Here is a 24,530-nt window from a genome sequence, read left to right on the forward strand (position 1 = left end):
ATGTAGGAGAGGGCCGATTTAAATGGATCGCGCTGTCGAATCTTTGAGCGTTCAATCGAGAGAGCGCAGCATACAAAAAAACCACGTAAATCCAGCGGTGATCGCCAGAATGGCAATCGCCACATATGTTTCATACCAGTGAAATAGCCTACCGATCTTTGGTAGCGGTCGGCTGCCCCCGAGGTACTCGTCCTCCATTAGCGCCTCCGCATGGCGGTAATCGAGCCACGATAAGATTCCGCTGATCAGCATCGAGACAGAAAACAGCGCGAGGACCCAGAGTAGCATCAGCAGGCCATCGCTCGCAGCTGAAGCAAAACCTTCTGAAACCCGTTCTTCCGCAAGCGCCGTCCACAGACGATAATGAGCCCCCACAACGAGCGCCAGCCCAGCCTGATAGATGGCGAGAAGTGCCAATGTCGTCTTGTTCAGGAATTTTTTCTGCTCGAGTACGTACTTGTACCGCTCTAGCATGAAGTCTTTGTCGACATTGGTCATTGCTGCTCCTTACGATCCCACGCAAAGGGGTCGAAGAAGTCGCCCGATGAGCTGCGGGTCGCGAATATGAAATCATCGATGTCAGTCAAGTGCGGGGAAAGCATATTAAAGACACCTGGCTCCACTTGCCTGCGGATAGAATCCTCGTCTACCGATTGCCACCGAAGGCGCGCACTCAACAACGTCTCAAGAAGTATGAAGTAAATGACTAGTTTGCGATGCTCGGCCGCCTCTTGAGCGCCTGTCCATAAACTGCCAAGAAATTTCGTAAGCGGATCTTCCGGCTGGAAATACCAGTCCCTATTCACAAGCACGCCCGACGCATCACCGAGCCCGGTAGCACTCACATCACCCACCGGGATTTTGACGTCCTGGCGTGCGCGGCGGCTGGCATGCCGCACCTGCACTAGTATGTTTGCGAGGCGGCGGTCAATGGATTCCAGTGCGTTCAATGCCACCTCGAAATCAATCCATCTCCCCTTCTCGCCTTTGCACCGCCAGCGCGCATCCACGCGGCGAGATTTCTCTGAGGCAACTATTTCCGTAACCTCAAATTCTCGGTAAAGAATGCGAGTTAAATAGTGCGACGCTGAGTAATTCAGTAAGGTAAGGCCGGGAGGGTAAGGGGAATCAACGTTTCCCAGCATCTTTAACATTGACTGTGCACTGATGTTTGTGGGGGCATCTCGGACAAATTGCTCAGCTGACCTCGATAGGGGCGACTCGACCGTCCAGAACTCGGTTGCCTGCTGCAAATCACGCAGAGATACCCGGCGACGCCGCCCATCATCGGACTCACCCAGTAGAAGGGCGCTTTCGGCCATGGCCGCTTCGAGTGCAGCGGCTCGAATAACCGTCTCTTCCCGGCCAAGCAATGCCGAAGCTATATAAGGCGCTTCACCTACGGCGCGGGTTAGCGAGAAGCCTTCTTCAGTCTGGAGCCGCTGGATCTCCGTACTAACGTGGCCGGCGTAAAGCCGGTAAATGGTTTCGAGCATCCTTCTCTGCTCGGCCGTGTCCTCCAAGGCTGAGCGGGCAACGTTAGTTTTCGGGGCGTCTTTTCCAACAGCATTTGCGATGGCCACGATGCTGCCACCGCGGAAGCCAGGAGTAGAGAACTCTACGCCGACGCCCTCGATGCACGTCGCCATTGGCGGGCGCTCACGCCCATCTGGAAGTCTCGCCTCATTACCAACCTCAACAAAGCTCCAATCCTTGAAGTAGCGGCTCCGCGCCAAAGCGAAAGCGAGTGTGACGCCGTCCTGGGAGACCTCGTGAACGGCGACTTCGCGCCGGAATCGCGAGCTAGCTGCGGACGTCGTTGCCAAGTAGCTCTCGATGGCTTCTTTGGGTGAGGAATAGCCTACCGGTTGCGGCGCGTTGTCATCGACCTGTACCGTCACCGCACACCGCGGAAACATAAGCCACAAGCGTGCGATTTCCATTATGTCGCGAATCGCCGCTGTCGGTCTGATAACGAGGCGAACACTGGTGCCATGCGGCACAACACCAATTTCGTCTCGATCCACCTCTTTATCTAGCAACTTGATCAGGTACTTTCCGTGTACCGACCGCAAGGAGACGCGGCGCGCCTTCTCATCCTCTGGGCTGCACGTGGTAATTTCGACGTCATCGGAAACCATGAATGCGGTGAGCACTCCAATCCCGAATCGACTAATAGAGCTAAAGTCGGGATGCCTTTCTTTGAACTGCGGGTCCTGATAGCGGGATGAGCCAACCTTTAGGAGGTGATTAACAATCACCTCTTGCGACATCCCTGTGCCATTATCTTCTATTGTCAGTGTCCGTGGTTGGCTCGCCCATTTGATTCTGATGCTCGGTTCGTAGGTTGTGCCACTCGGCTCGGATGCCTGCTGCAAACGCACTGCGTCCAGTGCGTTCTGCGTTAGCTCACGCAACACAACGGTCGTGTCGTTGTAGAGCGTGTGCCCGGTGAGAAGATCAAGAATCTTTTGCTGATCCAACGTGAAGCCAAACGACTCCGTCAAGAACCCGGTTGCCTCGATGTTGCTTTGATCAATGTAGCGCCATGGATATTTCAGAGGACGTGTTGTTTTCGTAAGCGACTTGGCGATAGCCGCATAACAAGATTGTATCTCTCTTTCCGCGTAGGTCAGGTAGCTGGTAAGGCCAAAAAACCCATCAGCGTGCTGGAACTGCGCGTGGACCTCAATCGTGTCCGCCTGCGCATCTGGTGACACGTTCCCGTCGCGGTCCAGGCCCGGCTTCGGCCTCACGTTCCGAACTGCCCCTTGTTTCCGCCATTCCACCTGGCTCAGGGGGTCGGTCGGATTAATCAATTGATACAAAATAGATGGGGCGCGGTTCTTGGTGATCTGTAGCAAATCGACGGTGCGAAGGACTGCAGCTAAGTATTGCAGGTTGACGGTCTCTTCCTCAGAGCTGCCGTAGGGCTGCGAGACCTTATATCTCTGAACATCCGCAAGGTCGTCTCGTGTGTGACTCTCGCATAGCAGTGCCAGATCACGCTTCAGCGCGGGATCAAACTTCGCGAAAAGTGACGACACAAGCTGTCTGATTTCCCCAGACTCGTCGCCCGCGTCCGTAGGTAGTCCTTCGATCCAAGACCGTATACGCCTGCCGTGGCTATAACGCACGTATTCTTGGAACCAGATTCGCTCAGCCTCTTCATCTGGCAACTGGTTAAGACGGGCTCGGAATTCGTCAAGCTGATTAGCACTAATGATGGGCTCATTACGAAACTTCGTGAAGTCAACGTTGTCATTGCGCCGGTTGTACTCATGCCTGCTGATGAGCATCCCGACATCATGGAAATAGATTCCTAAGACGAGAAGTAGGCATTCGCCGGCGGACAGTTGATCTTTCGAATCTGCAGGTATCAACCACTCGGCTGTCTTGATCATGCTTTCGACGTGGCGAAAGCTGTGGTCGGTGTACTCGTTAAAGAAGCCGTATCGACCCACCTGCGTAAGAAGCAGCTCAACGTTATTTCGTACATCCGCAAGGTTGATCGGAAAACTCGGAAGCTTAGTTGCTGCATCAGCTCGGAGTTCGAGCTCAGACCAATTCGACTCGTTCATACGCCTCCTTTGCAAAGTAAGGGGTCGGGTTGATTTTGTTCCGTAGGCCCGCGGTGCGTTGAGGAGCCATGTCTGGGGGAGTCGGTGATGAGTAGGTTGAACGACTGCGTGCCTGAAGCGGCGCCTTTGCCTGGCTCTTCTCACTAATCGGACGCTGTTTGGGGCGCGGCGGGACTCTGCTCGCCAGGCTCGTTGCGGTCCAGGGCACCCAGCTCGGCTTCCTTTTGCATTGCAGCGGGCCCCACATCGGCTGGATCTGTACGGTCCTCCCTGATCCTCGGCGCCCGTGGCTGCCACGCCTTCAGGTGCTGACCAACCTGCTCGTAAAAGTCGGGGATCGCCTGCTCGAGGTCGATCACGAAGTTGCGACGCTGCGAGAACCTTCCGGCCAGATCCCTGGCGAAGACCACTTCGAACGACGATACGACCTGTCCGTTCTGTTCGGCCGCCTCCGGGGTTTCCCTCAGCCGAGCCAGGGGGTGTTGCGTACATGGCCCACGGCCCGGCCGGTAGAGACGAACATGGATGTTGTCTGGCTTGGACTTGCCTAGTTGGCGGAGCAGCCATGTCAACCTGGCCCGCGTGGATTTTCGATCGGCTGGGGCAGAAACCCGCATCGATGCGTAGATCGTGCGCCTATTGAAGTCGGCCGCCACTTCGATCGCTGCTGCCGTGTTGGGGACCGAGAACACGCTCCGCAGTCGACCCTCCTTGGCCAGGCGGTCCGCGTCCTCTCTGAGGCGCAGCGCTGGATCCACCGCATGCGCCCTGGGCACCTTGACTGAAACTTCTTCTCCAAGCTGGCGGCTGAGGATGAGGCTCAGGTCGCGGGTCTCCTGGTACCACGCCCCGACCACTTCCTGCGTCTCAGGGGACTTCGGCGAGAGCGTCGCCCCCGCCTGAACCGCGTGAGCGACGGCGGTCCAAGCCGCGGGCATCTGATCGAAGCTTTTGACGCCGGCGCTGGGATGGCTGAGGAACCTGATCATCTCGTTCAAGATCACCCGCTGCTCGCGATCGCGAACCTCGCCGTCCTCGAGATGAAGCATCGCCTGGGTCAGCACGTACATCCACGACCAGTGCCAGAGCGCGGCCTTCTTCGCTGAGGCACTGCTGACAGCAATGGGGTGATGGCTGGGCATGGGTGCGAACTGATTCGAGATCGTCAGCAGCGCATCGATCCCGTTGATCTTGGCGAGCTCCAAGTACGACTCAATCTGCTCCGTGGTCAGGTCAGCGTTGCCCACCTTTGCTTCGACCAACGCGGTCCAACGGGTGGCGCCCGACCTCAGCACAAGCAGTCCATCCGGTCGCAGCTTCGAGTCGCCTCCCTTTCGAAGCACCACTTCGGTGTATGTCTCCAAGCGGGTTCGTGCGCCCACCTTGATGCCGAGGTCCGCTAGGAGAGCTTTGCCGAAGTCGTCGATCGTCTCCATGCACGCCAGCACGATCGAAAGGGTTCGCCCCTCCTTCGAGGTTTCGGCGAGCACCGGGAAAAGCCGGGCCCGCTCGCCCCGAAGAAGAAAGTCAGGTTTCTCGTCCATGCTCGCTCGCTCCTCAAGCTAGTGATGAATCCGTCGCCGCTCAGGTCACTGCCCGGACCCCTGCCCGGTTCGGGCGGTCCATCTGCAATGGATCGGGCCCCTGCTCCGTCGCTGCGTCATTCCGCCCCCACCGTCCTCTCCCTTGCCCATTCCCTGAGCGCCTCAACCTTCTCCGCCATCACCACTGACAGCGGACGGGTGGCGCGGAGTTCGTCGAGGAGGAGGGGCATGGCGAGCGGAGAGCCGCTGCCGTGCGCGGCATAGAGCCCCGCGACGATCGCCTGCTCGATTTCCGCACCCGAGAACCCTTCTGACCCAGCGGCCAGCGCCGCCAGGTCGAACACGTCCGGGTCAAGCGCACGGCGGGCGAGGTGGATGCGGAAGATCTCCGCCCGCGCCTCGGGCGTCGGCAGGTCGACGAAGAAGATCTCGTCGAAGCGACCCTTGCGCAGCAGTTCGGGCGGGAGCTGGTGGACCTGGTTCGCCGTGGCGACGAGGAACACGCGGCTCTTGCGCTCGGCCATCCAGGTCAGCAGGTAGCCGAGCACGCGGCGCGAAACGCCGCCGTCGCTGCCTTCGTCGGCGGCCAGGCCCTTCTCGATCTCGTCCATCCACAGCACGCAGGGCTCGAGCTGCTCGGCGGAGGCCAGCGCCTCGCGCAGGTTCTTCTCGGTCTCGCCGTGGTACTTGGCGTAGAGCGTGCCGAAGTCCAGGCGCACCAGCGGCACGCCGAAGCCGCCGGCCACGGCCTTGGCCGCGAGCGACTTGCCGCAGCCCTGCACGCCGAGCAGCAGCACGCCCTTGGGCGGGTCGAGCCCGGGCGGTGCGTTGCCGCCGACGAACACGCCCTTGCGCTGCGCGACCCAGCGCTTGAGACGGCCGACGCCGGCGACATCCGCGAACTGCGCGGTGTCGAACTCGAAGTGCAGGTGCCCGCTCTTGTTGATCAGCTCGAACTTGAGCCGGGCCAGGTGCGGCAGGTCGTCGGGGCCGAGCGCGCCGTCGTCGTGGATCAGGTGCCGGGCGATGCGGCGCGCGTCCAGCGCGGAAAGGCCGGCGAGGTTGCGCACGATCTGCGCGACCGCCTGCTGGTCGACCTCGACCCGGCGCCCGCCGTTCTCCTTCGCGTAGGCCGCGGCCTCCTCGCGCACGATCTTCAGCAGCGCGTTGGCGTCGGGCAGCCTGAGCGACACGCGGGTGGCGAGGAGCTCCAGGTCCGGCGGCAGCTCGACCTTCATCCCGACCAGCACCAGCACGTGCGGCTGGCAGTCGCGGCGCTGGCAGATCTCGCGCACCTGGCGCTGGGTGGAGGCGTAGCCGAGGTAGGGGTGGAAGTCGAACAGCAGGTAGATGCCGCGCTGCTCGGCCTCGCGGATGGCGCGCAGCGTGGTGCTGGCGTCGGGCGCGACGGTCGGCGGGTCCTCGGTGTCGAGGTCCATGCGCCGCAGGCCCTCGGTGATCGACCAGCGGTGCAGCGCGCGCCACACCTCCATCAGCACGTGGCGGAACAGCTCCACCACGCGCGCCTCGTCCGGCGTCTCGATGACCAGCAGCGGCGTATTCGCCCGCACCAGCGCGGCCAGGTCCTTGAGGTCGCTCACCCGCACAGTCCTTGTTTCCCCTGCGGGGGACGATAGCAGAGCGGGGCCGCCACGCCGCGGCTGGGCCCTCACCCGCGCACACGCTCGACTCCCTCTCCCGCGGAGCGGGGGAGGGGGCCAGCAGCGTGGCGCATCGCTGTAGCCCCCTCTCCCGCAAAGCGGGGGAGGGTTGGGGTGGGGGCGCGGCGTAGCCGCGGCTGTGGGATTGGCCCGGGCGCCCATGGCGCGCTGCGCGCCTCACCCCCATCCCAACCTTCCCCCGCAGGCGGGGGAAGGGGCTGAAAGCGCGGCCGGGAAGGGGCGAGAAGCGCTGCCGGGGGAAGGGGCCAACAGCGTGGCGCATTGCTGTAGCTCCCTCTCCCGCGGAGCGGGGGAGGGTCGGGGTGGGGGCGTGGCGTAGCCGCGGCTGTGGGATTGGCCCGAGCGCCCATGATGCGCTGCGCGCCTCACCCCCATCCCAACCTTCCCCCGCAGGCGGGGGAAGGGGCCAAAAGCGCGGCGGGGAAGGGGCCAGAAGCGCGGCCGGGAAGGGGCGAGAAGCGCTGGCGGGGGAAGGGGCCGACAGCGTGGCGCATTGCCGTAGCTCCCTCTCCCGCGGAGCGGGGGAGGGTTGGGGTGGGGGCGCGGCGTAGCCGCGGCTGTGGGATTGGCCCGAGCGTCCATGATGCGCTGCGCGCCTCACCCCCATCCCAACCTTCCCCCGCAGGCGGGGGAAGGGGCCAGAAGCGCGGGCGGGGACTTCGACGGCAATGCGGGGGGCTCAGCGGGCCGCCGTGGCGCGGGTGATGTCGGGGGAGGCGGTGTCGTCGAGGTCGAGTTCGCGGGCGAGGGCTGCGGAGAAGTCCTGGGCGCCGGACCATCGCAGGTGGATGGCGTCGGTGAACGCGGCCACCGGCGGGGTCCATTCGCGGTCGGCGTTCCAGTAGCGGGCGCCGTGGGCGTCGGCCAGGGCGTGCAGGCGGCGGTCGAACTCGGCGAGGAAGCGGCCGTCGGGGTCCTGCTGCGCCTTCCAGTCGGGGTGCAGCGGCGTGACCACCAGGCTGAAGCCGCGGCCCTCGGCGTGCATGCGCCGGGCGAAGCGGTCGACCGCGGCGAAGCAGGCGTCGTCCAGCGGCGGCGGCGCGCCGTAGTAGAGGCCGGGCCGGCTGGCGTCGGTGTCCATCGGGCCGTCGGCGTAGCGGTCGAACACCAGCGGGTCGAGGGCGATCAGGGCCTCGCGCTGGTCGCGCACCTTGCGCGCGTTGCGCAGCAGCGACACCGGCGCGAAGTAGCGCACGTAGAACGGCCAGGTCGCGGCGTCGCCGTAGACGAAGCGGTCGGCGTCGGCGCGGTCGAACACGGCCTCGCGGGTGCGCGCGCATTCGCCGAAATCCTGCGGCGAGGCGATCATCACCACCTCGCTCACCGCCGGCTCGCGGCCGAGCAGCCAGTCGGCCACGTACACCGCCTGGTTGGCGCGCAGCCCGCAGAAGGCGCCGTTGAGCGGGCGCAGGCCGGTGATCGCGGCGCCGTCGAAGTGCCGCCACGCCACCGAGGAGCCGATCACCAGCAGGTCGGCGTCGCTGGTCGGGTGCCTGCGCATGAAGCCGAGCTTCTCGTCGACGCACAGGCTGTTGGAGAACGCCGGCGGCGGCAGGTGGCCGGTGGCGTGCAGCGCGCCCAGGCCGAGGAAGAAGGCGGCGCAGGCGCCGGCGACGCCGCCGATGAGCCCGGCGAGGTAGCGGCCGCCGACGGCGGATGGGCCGCCGCTGGCGGCAGGGTCGTTGCGGGACGCGGCCATGGCTCAGGCACTCGCGAGTTTCTGGTGGATGAGGTCGGCGAAGGCGCCGACGTCGTGCAGGCCGTCGAGCTCGGCGGTGCGGAAGCGCACGCCGAAGCGCATCTCGGCGGCCACGATCAGGCTGACGTGGGCCTGGCTGTCCCAGCCGTCGATGTCGCCGGCCTGGGTCGCGCGGGTGAGTTCGATCGCATCGTCGTCGAGCACGTCGCGGAAGATGTCCTCGAGCGTGCGCATGATCTCGGCGTGGGTCATGCGTAGGCCACCTCGATGTGGTGCGCGGCGGCGCGCGGCGCGGCGAGTTCGTGGCGCCAGAAGCGCGCCGCGGGGTCGGCGCCGGGCGGGGCCGGCATCGGCACGAAGCCCAGCCGCGGGTAGTGCCCGGCGACCATGCCGTTGCGCGCCGTCGGCCGGTACTCGCCGATCAGGGCGCGGGCGCCGCCGGCGCGCGCCTCGCGCACCAGCACCTCGAGCACGGCCTCCTCGACCTGGCGGCCGAGCACGCGGCAGCTCATCAGCCAGGTGTCGACCAGCAGTTCGTCCGGCGGCAGCGCGGCGTCGCGGCGCGCCAGCACCACGCTGATCACGCCGTTGTCGCCGAACCGGTCGCGCAGGCGCAGCGCCAGGGCGATGGCGCCGGGGTCGGCGAGCAGCCGTTCCACCTCGGGCCGGGTGTGGCGGCGCGTGGTCAGGTTGAACTGGTTGGTCTTGTTGACCAGCTGCACCACGCGCGGCAGGTCGGCGCCGCGCACCGGCACCGGCTGCAGGGTCATCTCCAGGCTGCGCAGGTAGCCGGCGAGATCGGTGGCCTGTTCCAGCGCGGCGTGGCGCTCGGCATTGCCGGCGTAGCTGCGCGCGCGGGCGGCGTCGTCGGTGGTGAAGCCGGCGGCCTCGAACCAGCCCGAGGCCGCCAGCGCCGCCGGCCAGTGGGCGACGTCTTCGGGCAGCTCGGGCACTGCGACCTCGGGCAGCTCGCGGCGCACGATGGCGCGCTCGGCCGGGTTGTCGTCGACGAACACCAGGCTGTCGAGGCCGAGCTCGAGCTGGCGCGCGATGCGCCGCAGGTTGCCGGCCTTGTCGTCCCAGTTGGCGACGAAGGCGGCGATGTCCTCGCGCGCCAGGCCCATCTCCGGATGCGCGAAGGCGGCCTCGGCCACCTCCGGGTCGTTCTTGCTGCACACCGCCAGCACGATGCCGCGCCGCGCGAGCAGGGCGACGTGGCGCTGGAAGGCGAGGAAGGCCTCGCCGCTGGCGCTGCCCTGGCCGAGCAGCAGCGCCTCGACGCCGTCGTCGCCGGCCACGCCGCCCCACAGGGTGTTGTCGAGGTCGAGCACCAGGCATTTGCGCGCACGGCCGGCCGCGGCCATGGCGACGCGCGCGAGCAGGTCGCCGTACAGCGGTGCCAGCGCGTGGTCGACCAGCTGCTTGGCCTGGTGCCAGCGCACCGGGTCGGCGAGGCCGCCGGCGGCGCGCAGCTCCGCAGCGTGCAGGGCGAGATCGAGCAGCAGCACGCCGTCCTCGCGCGCGGCGCGGCGCAGTGCGGCGTTGAGGCGGTCGACCACCGCATGCGGCGAGGCCGGCACCAGCATCTCCCAGGAGCCGAACAGCGGCGGACCGGCCGGCATCAGGGTCTGCTGCACGACCTGCGCGGCGTGGCGCTCGCGCGCCTGCCGCCACAGCGCGCGCAGGCCGTCGACGCGCGCGGCGACGGCGGCATCGACGGTGGCCTCGTCGGCATCGAGCGCAAGCTGCAGCGGCGCGTCGTGGGCGTCGAGCGCGAGCACCACCAGCTGCGGTGCGAACGTATCCAGCGCCGGGTCGGCGCCCAGCAGCGCCTGCCGGTACTGGCCGTACGCGCCGACGTGCACCGCGAGCGCGAGCCCGCGCGCGAGCCCGGCGACGCGGATCGCCGGCACCAGGTGCTCGAGCGTGTGCGAGCCGAGCAGGGCCACGCGCAGCGGCGCCAGCGCGCCCGGGGCCGCGCCGGCGGCGATGGCGTCGAGGCCGGCGCCGGCGAGCCGGGCGATGCGGTCGGTGAGCAGGAAGTCGCGGCGGTGCCCGGCCAGCACGACGGCCGCGGCCAGGCGTTCGGCGGGGTCGTCGAGCTGCCGCGCGGCACGCAGCGCGGCGGCGGGGTCGGAATGGGCGGGAAGCCAGGGCAGGAGATCGGACATGGTCGCCTCGCGGCGGTGTTCAGAACTGGAAGTAGAGGAACTCGGTCGGCGCGGCGGAGAACGCCAGCGCGAGCGCGAAGAAACCGGCGACGCCGACCGCGGCGCCGAGCGCCGGCGCCGGCCGCCAGGTGGCGAGGCCGGACCAGCGCTCCATCCAGCCGGGGCGCACGTGCCAGTCGAGCGCGGTGCGGTAGTGGCGCATCCACTGCTGGGTGTTGGGCAGGGTCCACACCACGGCGAGCAGGCCCACGATCAATGCCGCGTCCGAGCGGACCAGCGCCGCGACCTGCTGCAGCGGCGAGAGCGGGCCGACCGCGACCTCCGCCGGTGCGGCGGCGCCGGCGCCGTGCAGGCCGGCCATGCCCGCGAGCAGCGACAGCGCCGCGGGCACGTCGGCGGCGCGGAAGAACACCATCGCCACCACCACGCACACGAAGGTGGTCAGCACCGCCGCGGCGCGCGCGAGCCAGTGGTCGCTGTCGGGCGCGCGCCCGCGGCTGGCCTTGTACGCGCGCCAGCCGTGCGCGACCACCAGGTACAGCCCGTGCAGCAGGCCGAACACCAGGAACTGCCAGCCGGCGCCGTGCCACACGCCGGAGACGAACATGGTGAACAGCGTCGGCCAGGCCAGCAGCGCCACGAAGGTGCCGGGCGACATCCTCCCGCGCCGCGGCAGCGGCCGGCCGGCGGCCATGCGCGCGCGGGTGATGCGCAGCACGATCGGGTTGTAGAGGTAGGCGGTGAGGAAGCGGGTCAGCGTCATGTGCCAGCGCGACCAGTACTCGATCACGTTGCGCGCCTTGAACGGGCTGTCGAAGTTGGCCGGCAGCGCGATGCCGAACAGCAGGCCCAGGCCGATGGCCATGTCGCTGTAGCCGGAGAAGTCGAAGTAGATCTGCAGCGTGTAGTTGAGCGCCGCGCCCCAGGCCTCGCCGAAGCCGGGCATCGCGCCGTCGGCGGCGGCGGCGAACACCGGCGAGGCGCGCTCGCCCAGCGGGTCGGCGAACACCACCTTCTTGAACAGGCCGACCAGGAACACCGTCAGCCCGAGCGCGATGGCGTCCATCCGCGGGCGGAACACCGCGCGGTCGCGGAACTGCTCCATCATCTCGCCGTGGTGGGTGATCGGCCCGGCGATGAGCTGCGGGAAGAAGGTGATGAACAGCGCGTAGTCCAGCAGGTCGTGGTCCTTGACCACGCCGGCGTGCGCGTCGACCAGGTAGGCGATCTGCTGGAAGGTGAAGAACGAGATCGCCAGCGGCAGCACGATCTGGTCGATCGACCAGTGCGTCCCCGCCACGTGCTCAAGCGTCTCGACCAGGAAGCCGGTGTACTTGTAGTAGCCCAGCATCAGCACGTTGGCGGCGATGCCGGCGACCAGCAGCGGACGCGAGGGGTGGCGGATGAGTCGTCCGCCGACCAGGTAGTTGAACAGGATGCTCGCCGCCAGCAGCGGCACGTAGGCCGGGTTCCACCAGCCGTAGAACACGAACGAGGCGAGCATCAGCCACAGCGCCGCCGCGCGTTGCCGGCCCATCCCCGCGAGCAGCAGGAAGCCGGCGAGCACGACGGGCAAAAACCCGCCGATGAAGAGTGCCGAGTTGAACAACATCGCGCGTCCCCCTGGGGTCCGGCTCCGTGCTGGCAAGCGGGCCGCGACCCGGCCCGACCCCGCTGCGACGGCCCGGACATCCCCGGGACGTGGTGCGACAGCGGGCCCGATTCTGTGACGTATGTCACGTCTTTGCCAGCCGCCGCGGCGCGTCCCCCAGAGGGAGCAGTTGTGAACGGATGACCCTTCCGACAGGCGGGCGCAGATGTGTGTGGGGTGTGATGAATGTGCTCGCGCAGCAGCGCTTCACCACATGCGGGGAAGGCTTCGCCCCCTCCCCCGCGACGCGGGGGAGGGTTGGGGTGGGGGCGCGGCGCAGCCGCGGAGCTTTTGCTCGTCCGGTCGCCAAGTGCGCTTCGCGCCTCACCCCCATCCCAACCTTCCCCCGCAGGCGGGGGAAGGGGCCAAAAGCGCACCCGGCTCCCTCCCCCCTCGCGGGGGAGGGTTGGGGAGAGGGGGCGCGGCGTGAGCCGCGGGCTGTTCGCTCGATCGGAGCACCAGCGTCGCGCTTCGCGCTCCCCCCATCCCAGCCTTCCCCCGCAAGGGGGGAAGGGGCCAGAAGCGCGGGCGGGGAAGGCTTTGCCCCATCCCCCGCCCCGCGGAGGCAAAAGAAACGGCCCGCCGAGGCGGGCCGTTCCGGGTGCTGCGTGCCGCGGTGCGCGGGTTACCAGATCACCACGCGCTCGGCGCGGACCATGGGATCGCCGGGCTTGCACTCGAAGGCCTCGGCGAAGGCCGGCAGGTTCGAGGGTGCGCCGACGGCGCGGAAGTTCGCCGGGGCGTGCGGGTCGGTGTTGAGGCGCACCTTCAGTTCGTCGTCCTTGAAGTTGCGGCGCCACACCGTGGCCCAGTTCATGAAGAAGCGCTGCTCCGGCGTGTGCCCGTCGACCTCGCGGCGCGCGTCCGGGTTCTCCTCGAGCGCGTTCTGCAGGGCGTCGTAGGCGATCGTGAGGCCGCCGAGGTCGCCGATGTTCTCGCCGAGCGTCAGCCGGCCCTTGACCGCGATGTCGTCGACCGAGCGGTACTCGTCGAACTGCGCCACCAGCGCGTCCGCGCGCTTCTCGAACTCGGCGCGGTCGGCGTCGGTCCACCAGCTGTTGAAGTTGCCCTGGGCGTCGAACTGGCTGCCCGAGTCGTCGTAGCCGTGCATCATCTCGTGGCCGATGACCGCGCCGATGCCGCCGTAGTTGCTGGCGAGGTCGGCGTCGGGATCGAAGAACGGCGGCTGCAGGATGGCGGCCGGGAACACGATCTCGTTGCGGGTCGGGTTGTAGTAGGCGTTGACCGTCTGCGGGGTCATGTGCCACTCGTCCTTGTCCACGGGCTGGCCGATCTTGTCGAGCATGTAGCGGTAGTTGAACGCGCGCGCGGCCTGCACGTTGGCGAGGTAGCTGTCGCGCGTGGTCTCCAGGCCGTCCCACTCGCGCCACTTGTCGGGGTAGCCGATCTTGGGCGTGAAGCTCGCCCACTTCTCGAGCGCCCGGGCCTTGGTCTCCTCGCTCATCCAGTCGAGGTTCTCCAGCCGCGCCTTCAGCGCCTCGCTGAGGTTGCCGACCAGGGTCTCCATCTGCGCCTTGGATTCCGGCGGGAAGGCGACCTGCACGTAGAGCTCGCCCAGGGCCATGCCCATGCTGCCGTTGACCGTCTCCAGCACGCGCTTCCAGCGCGGCTGCATCTCCTCCTGGCCGCGCAGGGTCTTGTCGTGGAACTCGAACGCGGCCTGCTCGAACCCGCTGCCGAGGTAGGGCGCGGCGTCGTCGAGCGCGTGGAAGCGCAGGTAGGCCTTCCAGGTCTCGATCGACTCGTCCGCGAGCATGGCGTCGAGCTCGGCGAAGAACTCCGGCTGGCCCATCGAGAACATCTCCGGCGCGTCCACGCCGATGCCCTCGAAGAACGCCGGCCATGCGAAGTGCGGCGTGCGCGCGTCGGCGTCGGCGAGGCTGACCGGGTTGTAGCGGCGGGCCGGGTCGCGCAGCTCGATGCGCGAGAGCGAGGCGTTGGCCAGGCGCGTCTCGAAGTCCATCACCGCCTGCGCGTCGCGCTGCGCCTGCTCCGCCGAGGTGCTGGAGAGTTCGAGCAGCCTGGCGATGTAGGCGACGTAGGCCTCGCGGATGTCGGCCTTGTCCTCGTCGACGTAGTACCCCTTCTCCGGCAGGCCCATGCCGCCCTGGCCGGCGTAGGCGATCACCTGCTCGGAGTTCTTGTAGTCGGCGTTGGCGCCGAACGAGAACGGGCCGCCCTCGCCGCGTGCATAGGCCTCGCGCAGGTAGGCGACCACCGCGTCGCTGTCGCCGAGGGCGGCGATGCGGTCGAGCTCGGGCTGCAGCGGCGCGATGCCGGCCGCGTCGATCGCGGCCTGGTCCATGCCGGTGGCCCAGATGTCGCCGATCTTGGCCTCGATGCTGCCGGCCTCCGGCTCGGCGGCGGCGGTGGCCTTGACCAGCTCGTGCTGGATCTCGAGCGAACGGTCGCCGAGCAGCTCGAAGCTGCCCCAGGTGGTGCGGTCGGCCGGCACCGGATTGGCGGCCAGCCACTTGGCGTTGACGTAGCCGTTGAGGTCGGAGCAGGCGGCGATGGCGGGATCGACGTCGCCGGCGGCCAGCGCGGCGCTCGGCGTGGTCGGCTGGAACTCGCGCACCGCGTCGACCGCGGAAGGCGGTGCGGTGTCGGCGGCCGGCGTCCCGTCCGTGGACGCAGTCTGTGCGGGCTCGTCGCCACCGCAGGCGCCCAGCGAGAGGGCGACGGCGAGCGTCAGCGGCAGCAGGCGGAAGGATGCGTTGGGCTTCACTGGAACTCCTGGACGACAAATCGGGATGCCACGGCCGCGAGGGCCGACCGCCGACCTTAGCAGAGGGGCGGCGGCGGGGCGCAGAGCACGCCTGGACCGCGGTGCGGCGGTGCCGGATGGCGCTTCTTGCACCGGGGGCCGGATCGGGGCTGAAGCCCCTCCCACAGAAGCAGGTGACGGCAGGCGGTGCTCGTCTTTGGGAGGGGCTTCTGTGGGAAAGGCCCCCATGAGGGGCATCTGTGGGAGGGGCTTCAGCCCCGACGAAGCGCCTGGAGAGGCGCTTTCCTACCGGCCGGTGTTTCGCCCGTCCGGCGCCATCGGCCCGGAACTCGCCCAGGGTGCCGGGAATGAGCGTCGCATCCGCTCGCCGGGGCTACCGCCTCCTGCGCCGCGGGCGCTTGGGGGAAGCCGGGAGGATCTACCTCCTCACCACGGTCACGCATCGTCGCCAGCCGCTGTTCTCCAGGTGGCACCTCGCCGCTGCGGCGTCTCGCGCACTCGGCGGGCCGGGCAGCTGGTGCGACGCCCGCCTGCTGTGCTGGGTGCTGATGCCGGACCATTGGCACGGCCTGGTCGAACTGGGCGGCGGGGAATCGCTTGCCGCTTCGATGCAGCGTGCCAAGGGGCGCTCGGCACGCGCCGTCAACGCGGTGCGTGGAGGCTCGGGCCCGGTCTGGGCACCCGGTTTCCATGACCGCGCGTTACGCCGGGAGGAAGCACTGCTCGACGCCGCACGGTACATCGTCGCCAATCCGGTGCGCGCGGGGCTGGTGCGGCGGGTGGGCGATTACCCGTTCTGGGATGCGGTGTGGCTGCCCGGGGGTGGCAGTCGGGGCTGAAGCCCCTCCCACAGAATGCGACGCGACCGGAAGGACTGTGGGAGGGGCTTCAGCCCCGACTGCGGCAGGGCAGCGTGCTCATGCCAACGCCCGCGCGATCGCCTCGCCGGCCTCGCGGCCCTCGAACACGGCGGTGACCACGAGGTCGGCGCCGCGCACGGCGTCGCCGCCGGCGAAGATCTTCGCGTGGGCGGTGCCGAAGCGGCGCGACTGGTCGGTGTCGATGCGGCCGTCGGCGGTCAGGGCCACGCCGTGCTCGGCCAGCCACGCCGGCGGGCTGGCGCGGAAGCCGAAGGCGATGATCACCGCGTCCGCCGCCAGCACCGACTCGCTGCCCTCCATCGCCACCGTCGCGCTGCTGCGCCCGGCGCCGTGGCTGGTCTGGGTCTCGACCACGCGCACGCCGGTGACGCCGTCGGCGTCGCCCTCGATCGCCAGCGGCTGGCGGTTGAAGTGGAAGTGCACGCCCTCGTCGCGCGCGTTCTTCACCTCGCGCCGGGAGCCGGGCATCGCCGCCTCCTCGCGCCGGTAGACCAGGTGCACCTCGGCCGCGCCGAGGCGCACGGCGGTGCGCACGCAGTCCATCGAGGTGTCGCCGCCGCCGAGCACCACCACGCGCCGCCCGGCAAGTTCGGGCAGCGCCGCGGCGTCGGCGGTGCCGAGTACGCGGCGGCCGTTGGCGACGAGGAAGGGCAGGGCCGCATGCACGCCGGGACGGTCCTGGCCGGGCAGGCGGCCGTCGACCTCGGCGTAGGCGCCGGTGCCGACGAAGACCGCGTCGTGGTCGCGCATCAGCGCCGCGAACTCGACGTCGCGGCCGACCTCGGTGCCGAGGTGGAAGACCACGCCCATGTGCTCGAGCACGGCGCGGCGGGTGGCGATCACCGCCTTGTCGAGCTTGAACGGGGGGATGCCGAAGGTGAGCAGGCCGCCGATCTCCTCGTAGCGGTCGTAGACGTGCGCGGCGATGCCGGCGCGGGCGAGGCGGTCGGCGCAGGCCAGGCCCGCGGGGCCGGCGCCGATCACCGCGACGGTCTTGCCGGTCGGCGCCACGCCGGACAGATCCGGCCGCCAGCCCTGGCGGAAGGCCTCGTCGACGATGTACTTCTCGACCGCGCCGATGGTGACCGCGCCGAAGCCGTCCTCAAGCGTGCAGTCGCCTTCGCACAGCCGGTCCTGCGGGCACACCCGGCCGCAGACCTCGGGCAGCGGGTTGGTCTCGTGCGCGAGCGCGGCGGCCTCGAACAGGCGCCCCTCGCGGACCAGCTTCAGCCAGTTCGGGATGTAGTTGTGGACCGGGCACTTCCACTCGCAGTACGGATTGCCGCACTCGATGCAGCGCCCGGCCTGCTCGGCGGCCTGCGGCGGCTCGAAGCCGTCGTAGATCTCGCGCCAGCCGAGCACGCGCACCGCCACCGGCAGCTCACGCGGGGTCTGGCGGGGGATCTCGAGGAACTGGAAGGCGTTCTTCTGCATCGTGGTCTGGCTCGGGCGCCGGGGGCGCCGTTGGCGGGGTCAGGCGGCGATCGCACCGCCGCTTCGGCTGTTGCTTGGGCCGTTGCCCTCGGGGTCCCCGTGAGGCGCGGCAGGCGCGCGGAGGATCAGCCCCGAAGGGGTCGCGGACAGGGACGTCCGCGACGTTTTCCCCGCGGCAGGATGCCGCGTGGAAAACGCCCGCAGCGCGACTGCGGACCCGCAGCACCGAAGGTGCGGAGGGCGCGCCGCCCGGGGTGCCCTTCTCTTTTGCCTACTTTTCTCTTGGGCAAGCAAGAGAAAAGTAGGTCGGGCGCCGCAGGCGACCGAGAGCTCGTGCCGTTGCGTCCGCGCAGCGTCGGCTGCGGCCTGCCGCGTGCGCAAGGCGCCAGTCGCAGTGCGACGGTGGCGCGGCTTCCGCGCGCGGTTGCCTGCGGAGCAGGGGCAAGAGCTTCCGAAGCCCTGCGGGCTCCGGGTCACTTCTTCTTTGCTTGCCCAAAGAAGAAGTAACCAAGAAGAAAGGGCACCCCGGGCGGCACGCCCGCAGCGCTGTGCGCTGCGGGTGCGCGATCGCCTTCCGGGCGTTTTCCACGCGGCATCCTGCCGCGAGGAAAACGTCGCGGGCGTCCATGCCCGCGCCCGCTTCGCGGCTGATCCTCCAGGCGCTCGCCGTGCCTCACGGGGACCCGAAGAGCGAACGGCAACGGCAACAGCCGAAGCAACGGCGGACGCGGCGGCGCCTTCGCCGCAGAGCGCAGGGCTTCCGGAGCCCTGCAGGCTCCGGCGCGCAGCGTCGGCTGCGGCCTGCCGCGTGCGCAAGGCGCCGGTCGCAGTGCGACTGTGGCGCGGCTTCCGCGCGCGGTTGCCTGCGGAGCAGGGGCAAGAGCTTCCGAAGCCCTGCGGGCTCCGGGTCACTTCTTCTTTGCTTGCCCAAAGAAGAAGTAACCAAGAAGAAAGGGCACCCCGGGCGGCACGCCCGCAGCGCTGCGCGCTGCGGGTGCGCGATCGCCTTCCGGGCGTTTTCCACGCGGCATCCTGCCGCGAGGAAAACGTCGCGGGCGTCCATGCCCGCGCCCGCTTCGCGGCTGATCCTCCAGGCGCTCGCCGTGCCTCACGGGGACCCGAAGAGCGAACGGCAACGGCAACGGCACAAGCAACGGCAACGGCCGAAGCAACGGCAACGGCGACGGCCCGGGCCGACGCGTCGGGCGCGCCGTGCGGCGTCACGCCGCCTCCCTGAGCGTCTCGATCAGCGACTCGATCGACGCCGCCTTCGGCTTCACCAGCCAGAAGCGGCCGAGATAGTCGCGGAAGTCCTCGAGGATCTCGGTGCCGAAGCGGCTGCCGGTCAGGTCGACGTGGCGGCCGATCAGGCCGCGCAGGTGCTGGAGGTGGTTCTCCATGCCCGACTGCGAGATGCGGTGGATGTCGATGAGCTCGTGGTTGTAGCGGTCGACGAAGCCGCGGTCGGTGTCGAGCACGTAGGCGAAGCCGCCGGTGAAGCCGGCGCCGAAGTTGAGGCCGGTGCGGCCGAGCACGACCACGATGCCGCCGGTCATGTACTCGCAGCCGTGGTCGCCGACGCCTTCCACCACCGCCAGCGCGCCCGAGTTGCGTACCGCGAAGCGCTCGCCGGCCTGGCCCGCGGCGAACAGCTCGCCGCCGGTCGCGCCGTACAGGCAGGCGTTGCCCATGATCGCGGTGTCGCGGGCGGCGTAGCGCGCGGCGGCGGGCGGGCGGATGGCGATGCGGCCGCCGGCCATGCCCTTGCCGACGCCGTCGTTGGCCTCGCCCTCCAGCTCCAGGTGCAGGCCGCCGGCGTTCCACACGCCGAAGCTCTGCCCGGCCGCGCCGGTCAGGCGCACGCGCCAGGTCGCGTCGGCGTGGCCGGCGTTGCCCCAGCGCCGCGCGATCGCGCCGGAGACGCGGGCGCCGACCGCGCGGTCGCGGTTGGTGATCACGTGCGCGACCTCGGCGCTGCGGCCGGCCTCGACCGCGTCGGCGAGGTCGCCGAGCAGGCGCAGGTTGAGCGCGCCCTCGTCCCAGCACGGGTTGCGCGGCTGCGAGACCACGCGCGGGCCGCTGCCGACCGAAGCCAGCAGCGGGCCGAGGTCGATCGGCTCGCGCAGCGTCACGTCGCCGCGCGGGCGCAGGCGCTCGGGGCGGCCGATGATCTCCTCCAGCGCGCGCACGCCGAGCCGCGCCATCCAGCGGCGCACGTCCTCGGCGACGAAGCGGAAGTAGCGCATCGCGCGTTCGGGCAGGCCGACGAAGTGGTGCGCGCGCAGGTGCGCGTTCTGCGTGGCGACGCCGGTGGCGCAGTTGTTGAGGTGGCAGATGCGCAGGTACTTGCAGCCCAGCGCGATCATCGGCGCGGTGCCGAAGCCGAAGCTCTCCGCGCCGAGCATCGCCGCCTTGACCACGTCGAGCCCGGTCTTGAGCCCGCCGTCGGTCTGCAGGCGCACGCGGCCGCGCAGGTCGTTGAGGCGGAGCGTCTGCTGCGCCTCGGCCAGGCCCAGCTCCCACGGCACGCCGGCATAGCGGATCGAGGACACCGGCGAGGCGCCGGTGCCGCCGTCGTGGCCGGAGATGGTGATGAGGTCGGCATAGGCCTTGGCCACGCCGGCGGCGATGGTGCCGACGCCGGCGTGCGAGACCAGCTTCACCGAGACCAGGGCCTCGGGGTTGACCTGCTTGAGGTCGAAGATCAGCTGCGCCAGGTCCTCGATCGAGTAGATGTCGTGGTGCGGCGGCGGCGAGATCAGGCCGATGCCCGGCTTGGCGTAGCGCAGCCGGGCGATCAGCGCGTCGACCTTGTGCCCGGGCAGCTGGCCGCCCTCGCCGGGCTTGGCGCCCTGCGCGATCTTGATCTGCAGCACCTCGGCGCCGGCCAGGTATTCGGGGGTGACGCCGAAGCGGCCGGAGGCGACCTGGCGGATCTTCGAGCGCCGCTCGGTGCCGTAGCGCGCCGGGTCCTCGCCGCCCTCGCCGGAATTGCTGCGGCAGCCGAGCCGGTTCATGGCGATGGCCAGCGCCTCGTGCGCCTCGGGCGAGAGCGCACCGAGGCTCATGCCGGCGGAGTCGAAGCGGGCGAGGATCGCCTCCACCGGCTCGACCTCGTCCAGCGGGATCGGCCCGCCTTCGGCCGCGAGCGGCTCCAGCAGGTCGCGCAGCGCCGACGGCGGGCGCGTGTCGACCGCGGCGGCGAAGGCCTCCCAGTCGGCCGGCGCGTCGCTCACCACCGCGCGCTGCAGGCTGCGCACCACGCCGGGGTCGTACATGTGCGCCTCGCCGCCCTGCATGTACTTGAGCAGGCCCCCTGGCGCGAGCGGGGCCATGTCGTCGGCGGCGCGCGCGGCGAGTTCGCGCTGGTCGGCCTCCAGCCGGTCGAAGCCGGCGCCGCCGATGCGGCTGGGCGTGCCGGCGAAGCAGAGCCCGACCACCGCCGGGTCCAGCCCGAGGATCTCGAACAGCTGTGCGCCGCGGTAGCTGCCGACGGTTGCGATGCCCATCTTCGACAGGATCTTGAGCAGGCCCTTGCGCAGGCCGATGCGGTAGCTGCGCCCCACCTCCAGCCGCTCGCCGCGCTCGTCGCTGGCGCGCGCGGCGATCACGCCCTTGCGCTGCAGGTCGAAGAGCGTCTGGTAGGCCAGCCACGGGTACACCGCGGTCGCGCCGTAGCCGATCAGGCAGGCGATGTGGTGCGGGTCGCGCGCGGTCGCGGTCTCCACGATGAGGTTGCAGGCGCAGCGCTGGCCGCTCTCGACCAGGTGGCGGTGGATCGCGCCGGTGGCCAGCAGCGCATGCACCGGCAGGCGCGTGGAATCGGGCTCGAAGTCCGACAGCCACAGCACGCTGGCGCCGTTGCGCACCGCCTCTGCGGCGTTGCGGCACAGCCGGCGCAGCGCGGCCTCGAGGTCCTCCCCGGCCTCCTGGAACAGGGCGATGCGCTGGTGCGGCCCGGTCACCTCGGGCATCGCCAGGAGCTGCTTGAGCTTGCGCCGCGACAGCACCGGCGAGTTCAGCAGCGCCTGCCGGGCGGCGTCGGGCGAGAGCTCGAAGATGTTGCCCTCGCGTCCGATCTGGGTCGCCAGCGACATCACCACCGTCTCGCGCAGCGGGTCGATCGGCGGATTGGTGACCTGGGCGAAGGCCTGGCGGAAGCGGTCGTAGAGCGGGCGCACCTGCTGCGAGAGCGCGGCGATGGGGGTGTCGTCGCCCATCGAGCCGACGGCCTCGGTCTCGGTCTCGGCGAGCACGCGCAGGACCTGCTCGGCCTCCTCGCGCGACAGCCCGAAGCGCTTCTGCTGCACGCGCAGGGTGTCGGCGGCCAGCGGTTCGGCGGAGAGCGCGGGATCGATCAGGTCGGAGTGGAGGTAGCTGACGCCGGCCTTGAGCCACTTCTTGAACGGTGCGCGCGCGGTGTTGATCGCGTCGATCGCGGCGGAATCGAGCAGCCTGCCGGCGTCGAGGTCGACCGCGAGCATCTCGCCCGGCCCGAGCCGGCCCTGGGCGACGATCCTCTCCGCCGGGCAGTCGCGCACGCCGACCTCGGAGGCGACCACCAGCAGGCCGTCGTCGTCGAGCGTCCAGCGCGAGGGGCGCAGGCCGTTGCGGTCGAGCACGCAGCCGGCGTAGCGGCCCTCGCAGAACACCACCCCGGCGGGGCCGTCCCAGGGGTCGGTGTGCAGCGCGTAGTACTCGTAGAAGGCGGCGAGGTCGGGGTCGAGCTGGGCCAGCGAATGCGCCGCCGGCGGGATCAGCACGCGCAGCGCGGCCAGCGGGTCCATGCCGCCGACGGTCAGCACCTCCAGCATGTTGTCCAGGCTCTGCGAATCGGAGCCGTCGATCGACACCAGCGGGTCGAACTCGGACAGGTCCAGCAGCGGGCTCTTCCACATGTGCCGCCGCGCCTGCGCCCAGCGCCGGTTGCCCTGGATGGTGTTGATCTCGCCGTTGTGCGCAAGCATGCGGAACGGCTGCGCCAGCGCCCAGCGCGGCGCGGTGTTGGTCGAGAAGCGCTGGTGGAAGATCGCGGCGGCGCCGGCGAGGTCGTCGCGCCGGAGGTCCGGGAAGAAGTCCGGCAGCGCCTGCGGGCGCAGCATCGCCTTGTAGCCGAGGGTGTCGGCGGAGAGCCCGAGGAGGTAGGCGCCCGGCAGCTCCGGGCGCGGCGAGGCGAGGTCGCGCAGCGCGACCTCGGCGCGGCGCCGCGCGACGAAGAGGTCGCGGCGGAAGCCGGCATCGTCGGTGCGCCCGTCGGCGACCGCGAACACCTGGCGCACGCGCGGCGGGCGGACCTGCGGCCCGCAGGCGGCCGCGTCGATCGGCACTTCGCGCCAGCCGGCCGCGCGCAGCCCGCGCGAGGCGAGCGCCGCATCGAGCGCCTCGCGCACGCGCGCCTCGGCGGCATCGTCGTCGGGCACGAACACGGTGCCGGCGCCGAACTGGTCGGGCAGGGCGATGCCGGCCTCGACCGCGACGCTGCGCAGGAACGCGCGCGGGCGGTGGATCAGGATGCCCGCGCCGTCGCCGGTCACGCCGTCGGCGCTGACCGCGCCGCGGTGGGCGAGGCGGGCGAGCGCCTGCAGCGCGGCGGCCACGACCTCGCGCGAGGCCGCGCCGTCGGTGCGCGCGATCAGGCCGAAGCCACAGCTGTCGTGTTCGTAGTCCGGCGCGTACAGGCCGGTCCCGGATGCCCTGCTCGGTGCCATCGAACCTCCGCTGCACGCACCGGTTCGCGGCGCCGCCGCGCGACGCACTGCCCTTGCACCGGTGCGGCCGGTCAATAGAGCACAGTTTGTTGCGGAGCCGCAATTTCATTCCTGCACCGCCGGTGTGCCATGGATGCAACCCCGCCGCGGGCGGCGGCGCGACGTCCATCGCACCGCCGGATGCGAACGGCGGCGCGCGCACATCGGGTAGATTCCGGGCACGGCAACGGAGGGAGTGATTCGATGCGCACGATCCTGGTGGCCTCTTCCAAGGGCGGCGCCGGCAAGACCACGCTGGCGACGCACCTGGCCGGACACGCCGCCCTCCACGGCAGGAAGAGCGTGCTGGTGGACGCGGACCCGCAGGGCTCGTCGCAGCGCTGGTGCGAACGCCGCGCCGGACTCGAATCCGCCGTGCTGCCGGTGCCGGCCGTGCGCGGGCGCTGGCCGAAGCAGGTTCCCGCCGACGCCGACCAGGTGGTGGTCGACGGCGCCGCGGGCGCCTTCGCCGGCGACCTCGAGGGCGTCCTGGAGCGCGCCGACGCCGTGGTGGTGCCGGTCCTGCCGTCGATGATCGACGTCGAGGCGACGGTGCCGTTCCTGGATTCGCTGGCGGCCCATCCGCGCGTGCGCAGCGGGCAGCTGCCGGTCGGCCTGGTCGCCAACCGCCTGCGGCCGCACACCCGCGCCAGCCAGGACGCGCTCGGCTGGCTGGCGCAATGGCCGTATCCGGTGGTCGCCGAACTGCGCGACAGCCAGGCCTACGTGCTGCTGGTGGGCCTGGGCCGCACCCTGTTCGACTACCACTCCGAAGCGGTGCGCGGGCACCAGGCGGACTGGGCGCCGCTGCTGCGCTGGCTGCAGCGCGCGCGCGGCTGACGCGCATGCGCGCACTTCGCACACACATCACCACGGCGGATAATCCGTGGCCGCCGACGCGACGGAGTCCTCCGTGACCGACCTCATCCTGCTGCGACACGCCCACGCCGAGCCGGCCGCACCGGCCAAGCCCGACAGCGACCGACCGCTGTCCGAGGTCGGCTGGGCCGAGGCCGAGGCGGCGGCGCGCTGGCTCGCCGCACAGGGCGCGCGCCCGGCGCGGATCCTGTGCTCGCCGGCGCGGCGCACGCGCGAGACCTGCCGCCCGGTGGTCGCGGCGCTGGGTGAGGTCGAGGTGCGCGAGGAGCCCTCCATCTACGAGGCGATGCCCGGCACCCTGCTGGCGCTGGCCGAGGAACACGCCGATGCCGGCTGCCTGTTGCTGGTCGGCCACAATCCCGGCCTCGAACACCTCCTCGCGCTGCTGACCACCGGCCGCTCCGGGGACGCGCGCGGCATGGCCCCGGCGAGCGTGGCCTGGCTGCGCCTGGCCGACGGCACGCGCTGGGAGCCGGGCGCGGCGGAACTCGTGCGCTTCTGGTCGCCCTGAC

The 24,530-nt window shown here is 69.8% G+C and carries 14 protein-coding genes; 3 read left to right on the forward strand and 11 right to left on the reverse strand.

All coding sequences use genetic code 11. The features are described from left to right. Window positions 1-51: 51 nt before the first annotated feature. The 9 genes from KB893_RS09480 to KB893_RS09520 all read right to left on the reverse strand — a co-directional run bounded on the left by KB893_RS09480 (window position 52) and on the right by KB893_RS09520 (window position 15,077). The gene (locus KB893_RS09480; RefSeq protein WP_211928010.1) at window positions 52-498 is read right to left on the reverse strand and encodes a hypothetical protein; all 447 of its coding nucleotides are present in this window, start codon (window positions 496-498) and stop codon (window positions 52-54) included. Next, window positions 495-3,581: an HD domain-containing protein gene (locus tag KB893_RS09485; RefSeq protein WP_213173633.1), complete on the reverse strand. Its 3,087-nt coding sequence runs from the start codon at window positions 3,579-3,581 to the stop codon at window positions 495-497. The genes KB893_RS09480 and KB893_RS09485 overlap by 4 nt, the downstream gene beginning before the upstream one ends. A 143-nt stretch (window positions 3,582-3,724) precedes the next feature. Beyond that, window positions 3,725-5,125, reverse strand: coding sequence for a hypothetical protein (locus KB893_RS09490; protein ID WP_211927100.1), 1,401 nt, complete (start codon window positions 5,123-5,125; stop codon window positions 3,725-3,727). A gap of 116 nt (window positions 5,126-5,241) precedes the next feature. Next, window positions 5,242-6,726 (reverse strand): AAA family ATPase, encoded by a 1,485-nt coding sequence (locus KB893_RS09495; RefSeq protein WP_211927099.1) that lies wholly within the window; start codon window positions 6,724-6,726, stop codon window positions 5,242-5,244. 760 nt (window positions 6,727-7,486) lie between these two features. After that, on the reverse strand, window positions 7,487-8,506 hold the full coding sequence (locus KB893_RS09500) for a hypothetical protein (RefSeq protein WP_211927098.1): 1,020 nt from the start codon (window positions 8,504-8,506) through the stop codon (window positions 7,487-7,489). 3 nt (window positions 8,507-8,509) lie between these two features. After that, window positions 8,510-8,758 carry an acyl carrier protein gene (locus tag KB893_RS09505; RefSeq protein WP_211927097.1) on the reverse strand — a complete coding sequence of 83 codons (249 nt, stop codon included), beginning with the start codon at window positions 8,756-8,758 and terminating at the stop codon, window positions 8,510-8,512. Then, complete coding sequence (locus KB893_RS09510) at window positions 8,755-10,677, reverse strand: HAD-IIIC family phosphatase (RefSeq protein ID WP_211927096.1); 1,923 nt, start codon at window positions 10,675-10,677, stop codon at window positions 8,755-8,757. The genes KB893_RS09505 and KB893_RS09510 overlap by 4 nt, the downstream gene beginning before the upstream one ends. 19 nt (window positions 10,678-10,696) lie before the next feature. Then, window positions 10,697-12,289 carry an MBOAT family O-acyltransferase gene (locus KB893_RS09515; protein ID WP_211927095.1) on the reverse strand — a complete coding sequence of 531 codons (1,593 nt, stop codon included), beginning with the start codon at window positions 12,287-12,289 and terminating at the stop codon, window positions 10,697-10,699. Between the two features lie 664 nt (window positions 12,290-12,953). Beyond that, window positions 12,954-15,077: a M13 family metallopeptidase gene (locus KB893_RS09520; RefSeq protein ID WP_338026922.1), complete on the reverse strand. Its 2,124-nt coding sequence runs from the start codon at window positions 15,075-15,077 to the stop codon at window positions 12,954-12,956. Window positions 15,078-15,424: 347 nt separating this feature from the next. Here KB893_RS09520 and KB893_RS09525 point away from each other — a divergent pair, with 347 nt between their 5' ends. Beyond that, complete coding sequence (locus tag KB893_RS09525; protein WP_213173634.1) at window positions 15,425-15,916, forward strand: REP-associated tyrosine transposase; 492 nt, start codon at window positions 15,425-15,427, stop codon at window positions 15,914-15,916. A gap of 78 nt (window positions 15,917-15,994) precedes the next feature. Here the strand turns inward: KB893_RS09525 and KB893_RS09530 are convergent, their stop codons facing one another. Next, a complete protein-coding gene (locus KB893_RS09530) occupies window positions 15,995-17,392 on the reverse strand; it encodes an FAD-dependent oxidoreductase (protein WP_211925479.1) in 1,398 nt (465 codons plus the stop codon). A gap of 1,220 nt (window positions 17,393-18,612) precedes the next feature. Next, a complete protein-coding gene (gene gltB, locus KB893_RS09535) occupies window positions 18,613-23,100 on the reverse strand; it encodes a glutamate synthase large subunit (protein ID WP_213173635.1) in 4,488 nt (1,495 codons plus the stop codon). Between the two features lie 243 nt (window positions 23,101-23,343). Here gltB and KB893_RS09540 point away from each other — a divergent pair, with 243 nt between their 5' ends. Together KB893_RS09540 and KB893_RS09545 are read left to right on the forward strand one after the other, a co-directional pair. Continuing rightward, window positions 23,344-23,979 (forward strand): ParA family protein, encoded by a 636-nt coding sequence (locus KB893_RS09540; protein ID WP_211925481.1) that lies wholly within the window; start codon window positions 23,344-23,346, stop codon window positions 23,977-23,979. 73 nt (window positions 23,980-24,052) lie between these two features. Further along, window positions 24,053-24,529: a SixA phosphatase family protein gene (locus tag KB893_RS09545; RefSeq protein ID WP_211925482.1), complete on the forward strand. Its 477-nt coding sequence runs from the start codon at window positions 24,053-24,055 to the stop codon at window positions 24,527-24,529. Window position 24,530: the final 1 nt, after the last annotated feature.

Source organism: Coralloluteibacterium stylophorae (assembly GCF_018122625.2).
In the GTDB taxonomy this organism is placed as follows: domain Bacteria; phylum Pseudomonadota; class Gammaproteobacteria; order Xanthomonadales; family Xanthomonadaceae; genus Coralloluteibacterium; species Coralloluteibacterium stylophorae.

Coding starts and splice junctions, on each gene's coding strand:
- KB893_RS09530 (WP_211925479.1), bottom strand. CDS start 17,392: ATGCAGAAGAACGCCTTCCAGTTCCTCGAGATCCCCCGCCAGACCCCG.
- gltB (WP_213173635.1), bottom strand. CDS start 23,100: ATGGCACCGAGCAGGGCATCCGGGACCGGCCTGTACGCGCCGGACTAC.
- KB893_RS09485 (WP_213173633.1), bottom strand. CDS start 3,581: ATGAACGAGTCGAATTGGTCTGAGCTCGAACTCCGAGCTGATGCAGCA.
- KB893_RS09490 (WP_211927100.1), bottom strand. CDS start 5,125: ATGGACGAGAAACCTGACTTTCTTCTTCGGGGCGAGCGGGCCCGGCTT.
- KB893_RS09525 (WP_213173634.1), top strand. CDS start 15,425: ATGAGCGTCGCATCCGCTCGCCGGGGCTACCGCCTCCTGCGCCGCGGG.
- KB893_RS09540 (WP_211925481.1), top strand. CDS start 23,344: ATGCGCACGATCCTGGTGGCCTCTTCCAAGGGCGGCGCCGGCAAGACC.
- KB893_RS09515 (WP_211927095.1), bottom strand. CDS start 12,289: ATGTTGTTCAACTCGGCACTCTTCATCGGCGGGTTTTTGCCCGTCGTG.
- KB893_RS09505 (WP_211927097.1), bottom strand. CDS start 8,758: ATGACCCACGCCGAGATCATGCGCACGCTCGAGGACATCTTCCGCGAC.
- KB893_RS09480 (WP_211928010.1), bottom strand. CDS start 498: ATGACCAATGTCGACAAAGACTTCATGCTAGAGCGGTACAAGTACGTA.
- KB893_RS09510 (WP_211927096.1), bottom strand. CDS start 10,677: ATGTCCGATCTCCTGCCCTGGCTTCCCGCCCATTCCGACCCCGCCGCC.
- KB893_RS09500 (WP_211927098.1), bottom strand. CDS start 8,506: ATGGCCGCGTCCCGCAACGACCCTGCCGCCAGCGGCGGCCCATCCGCC.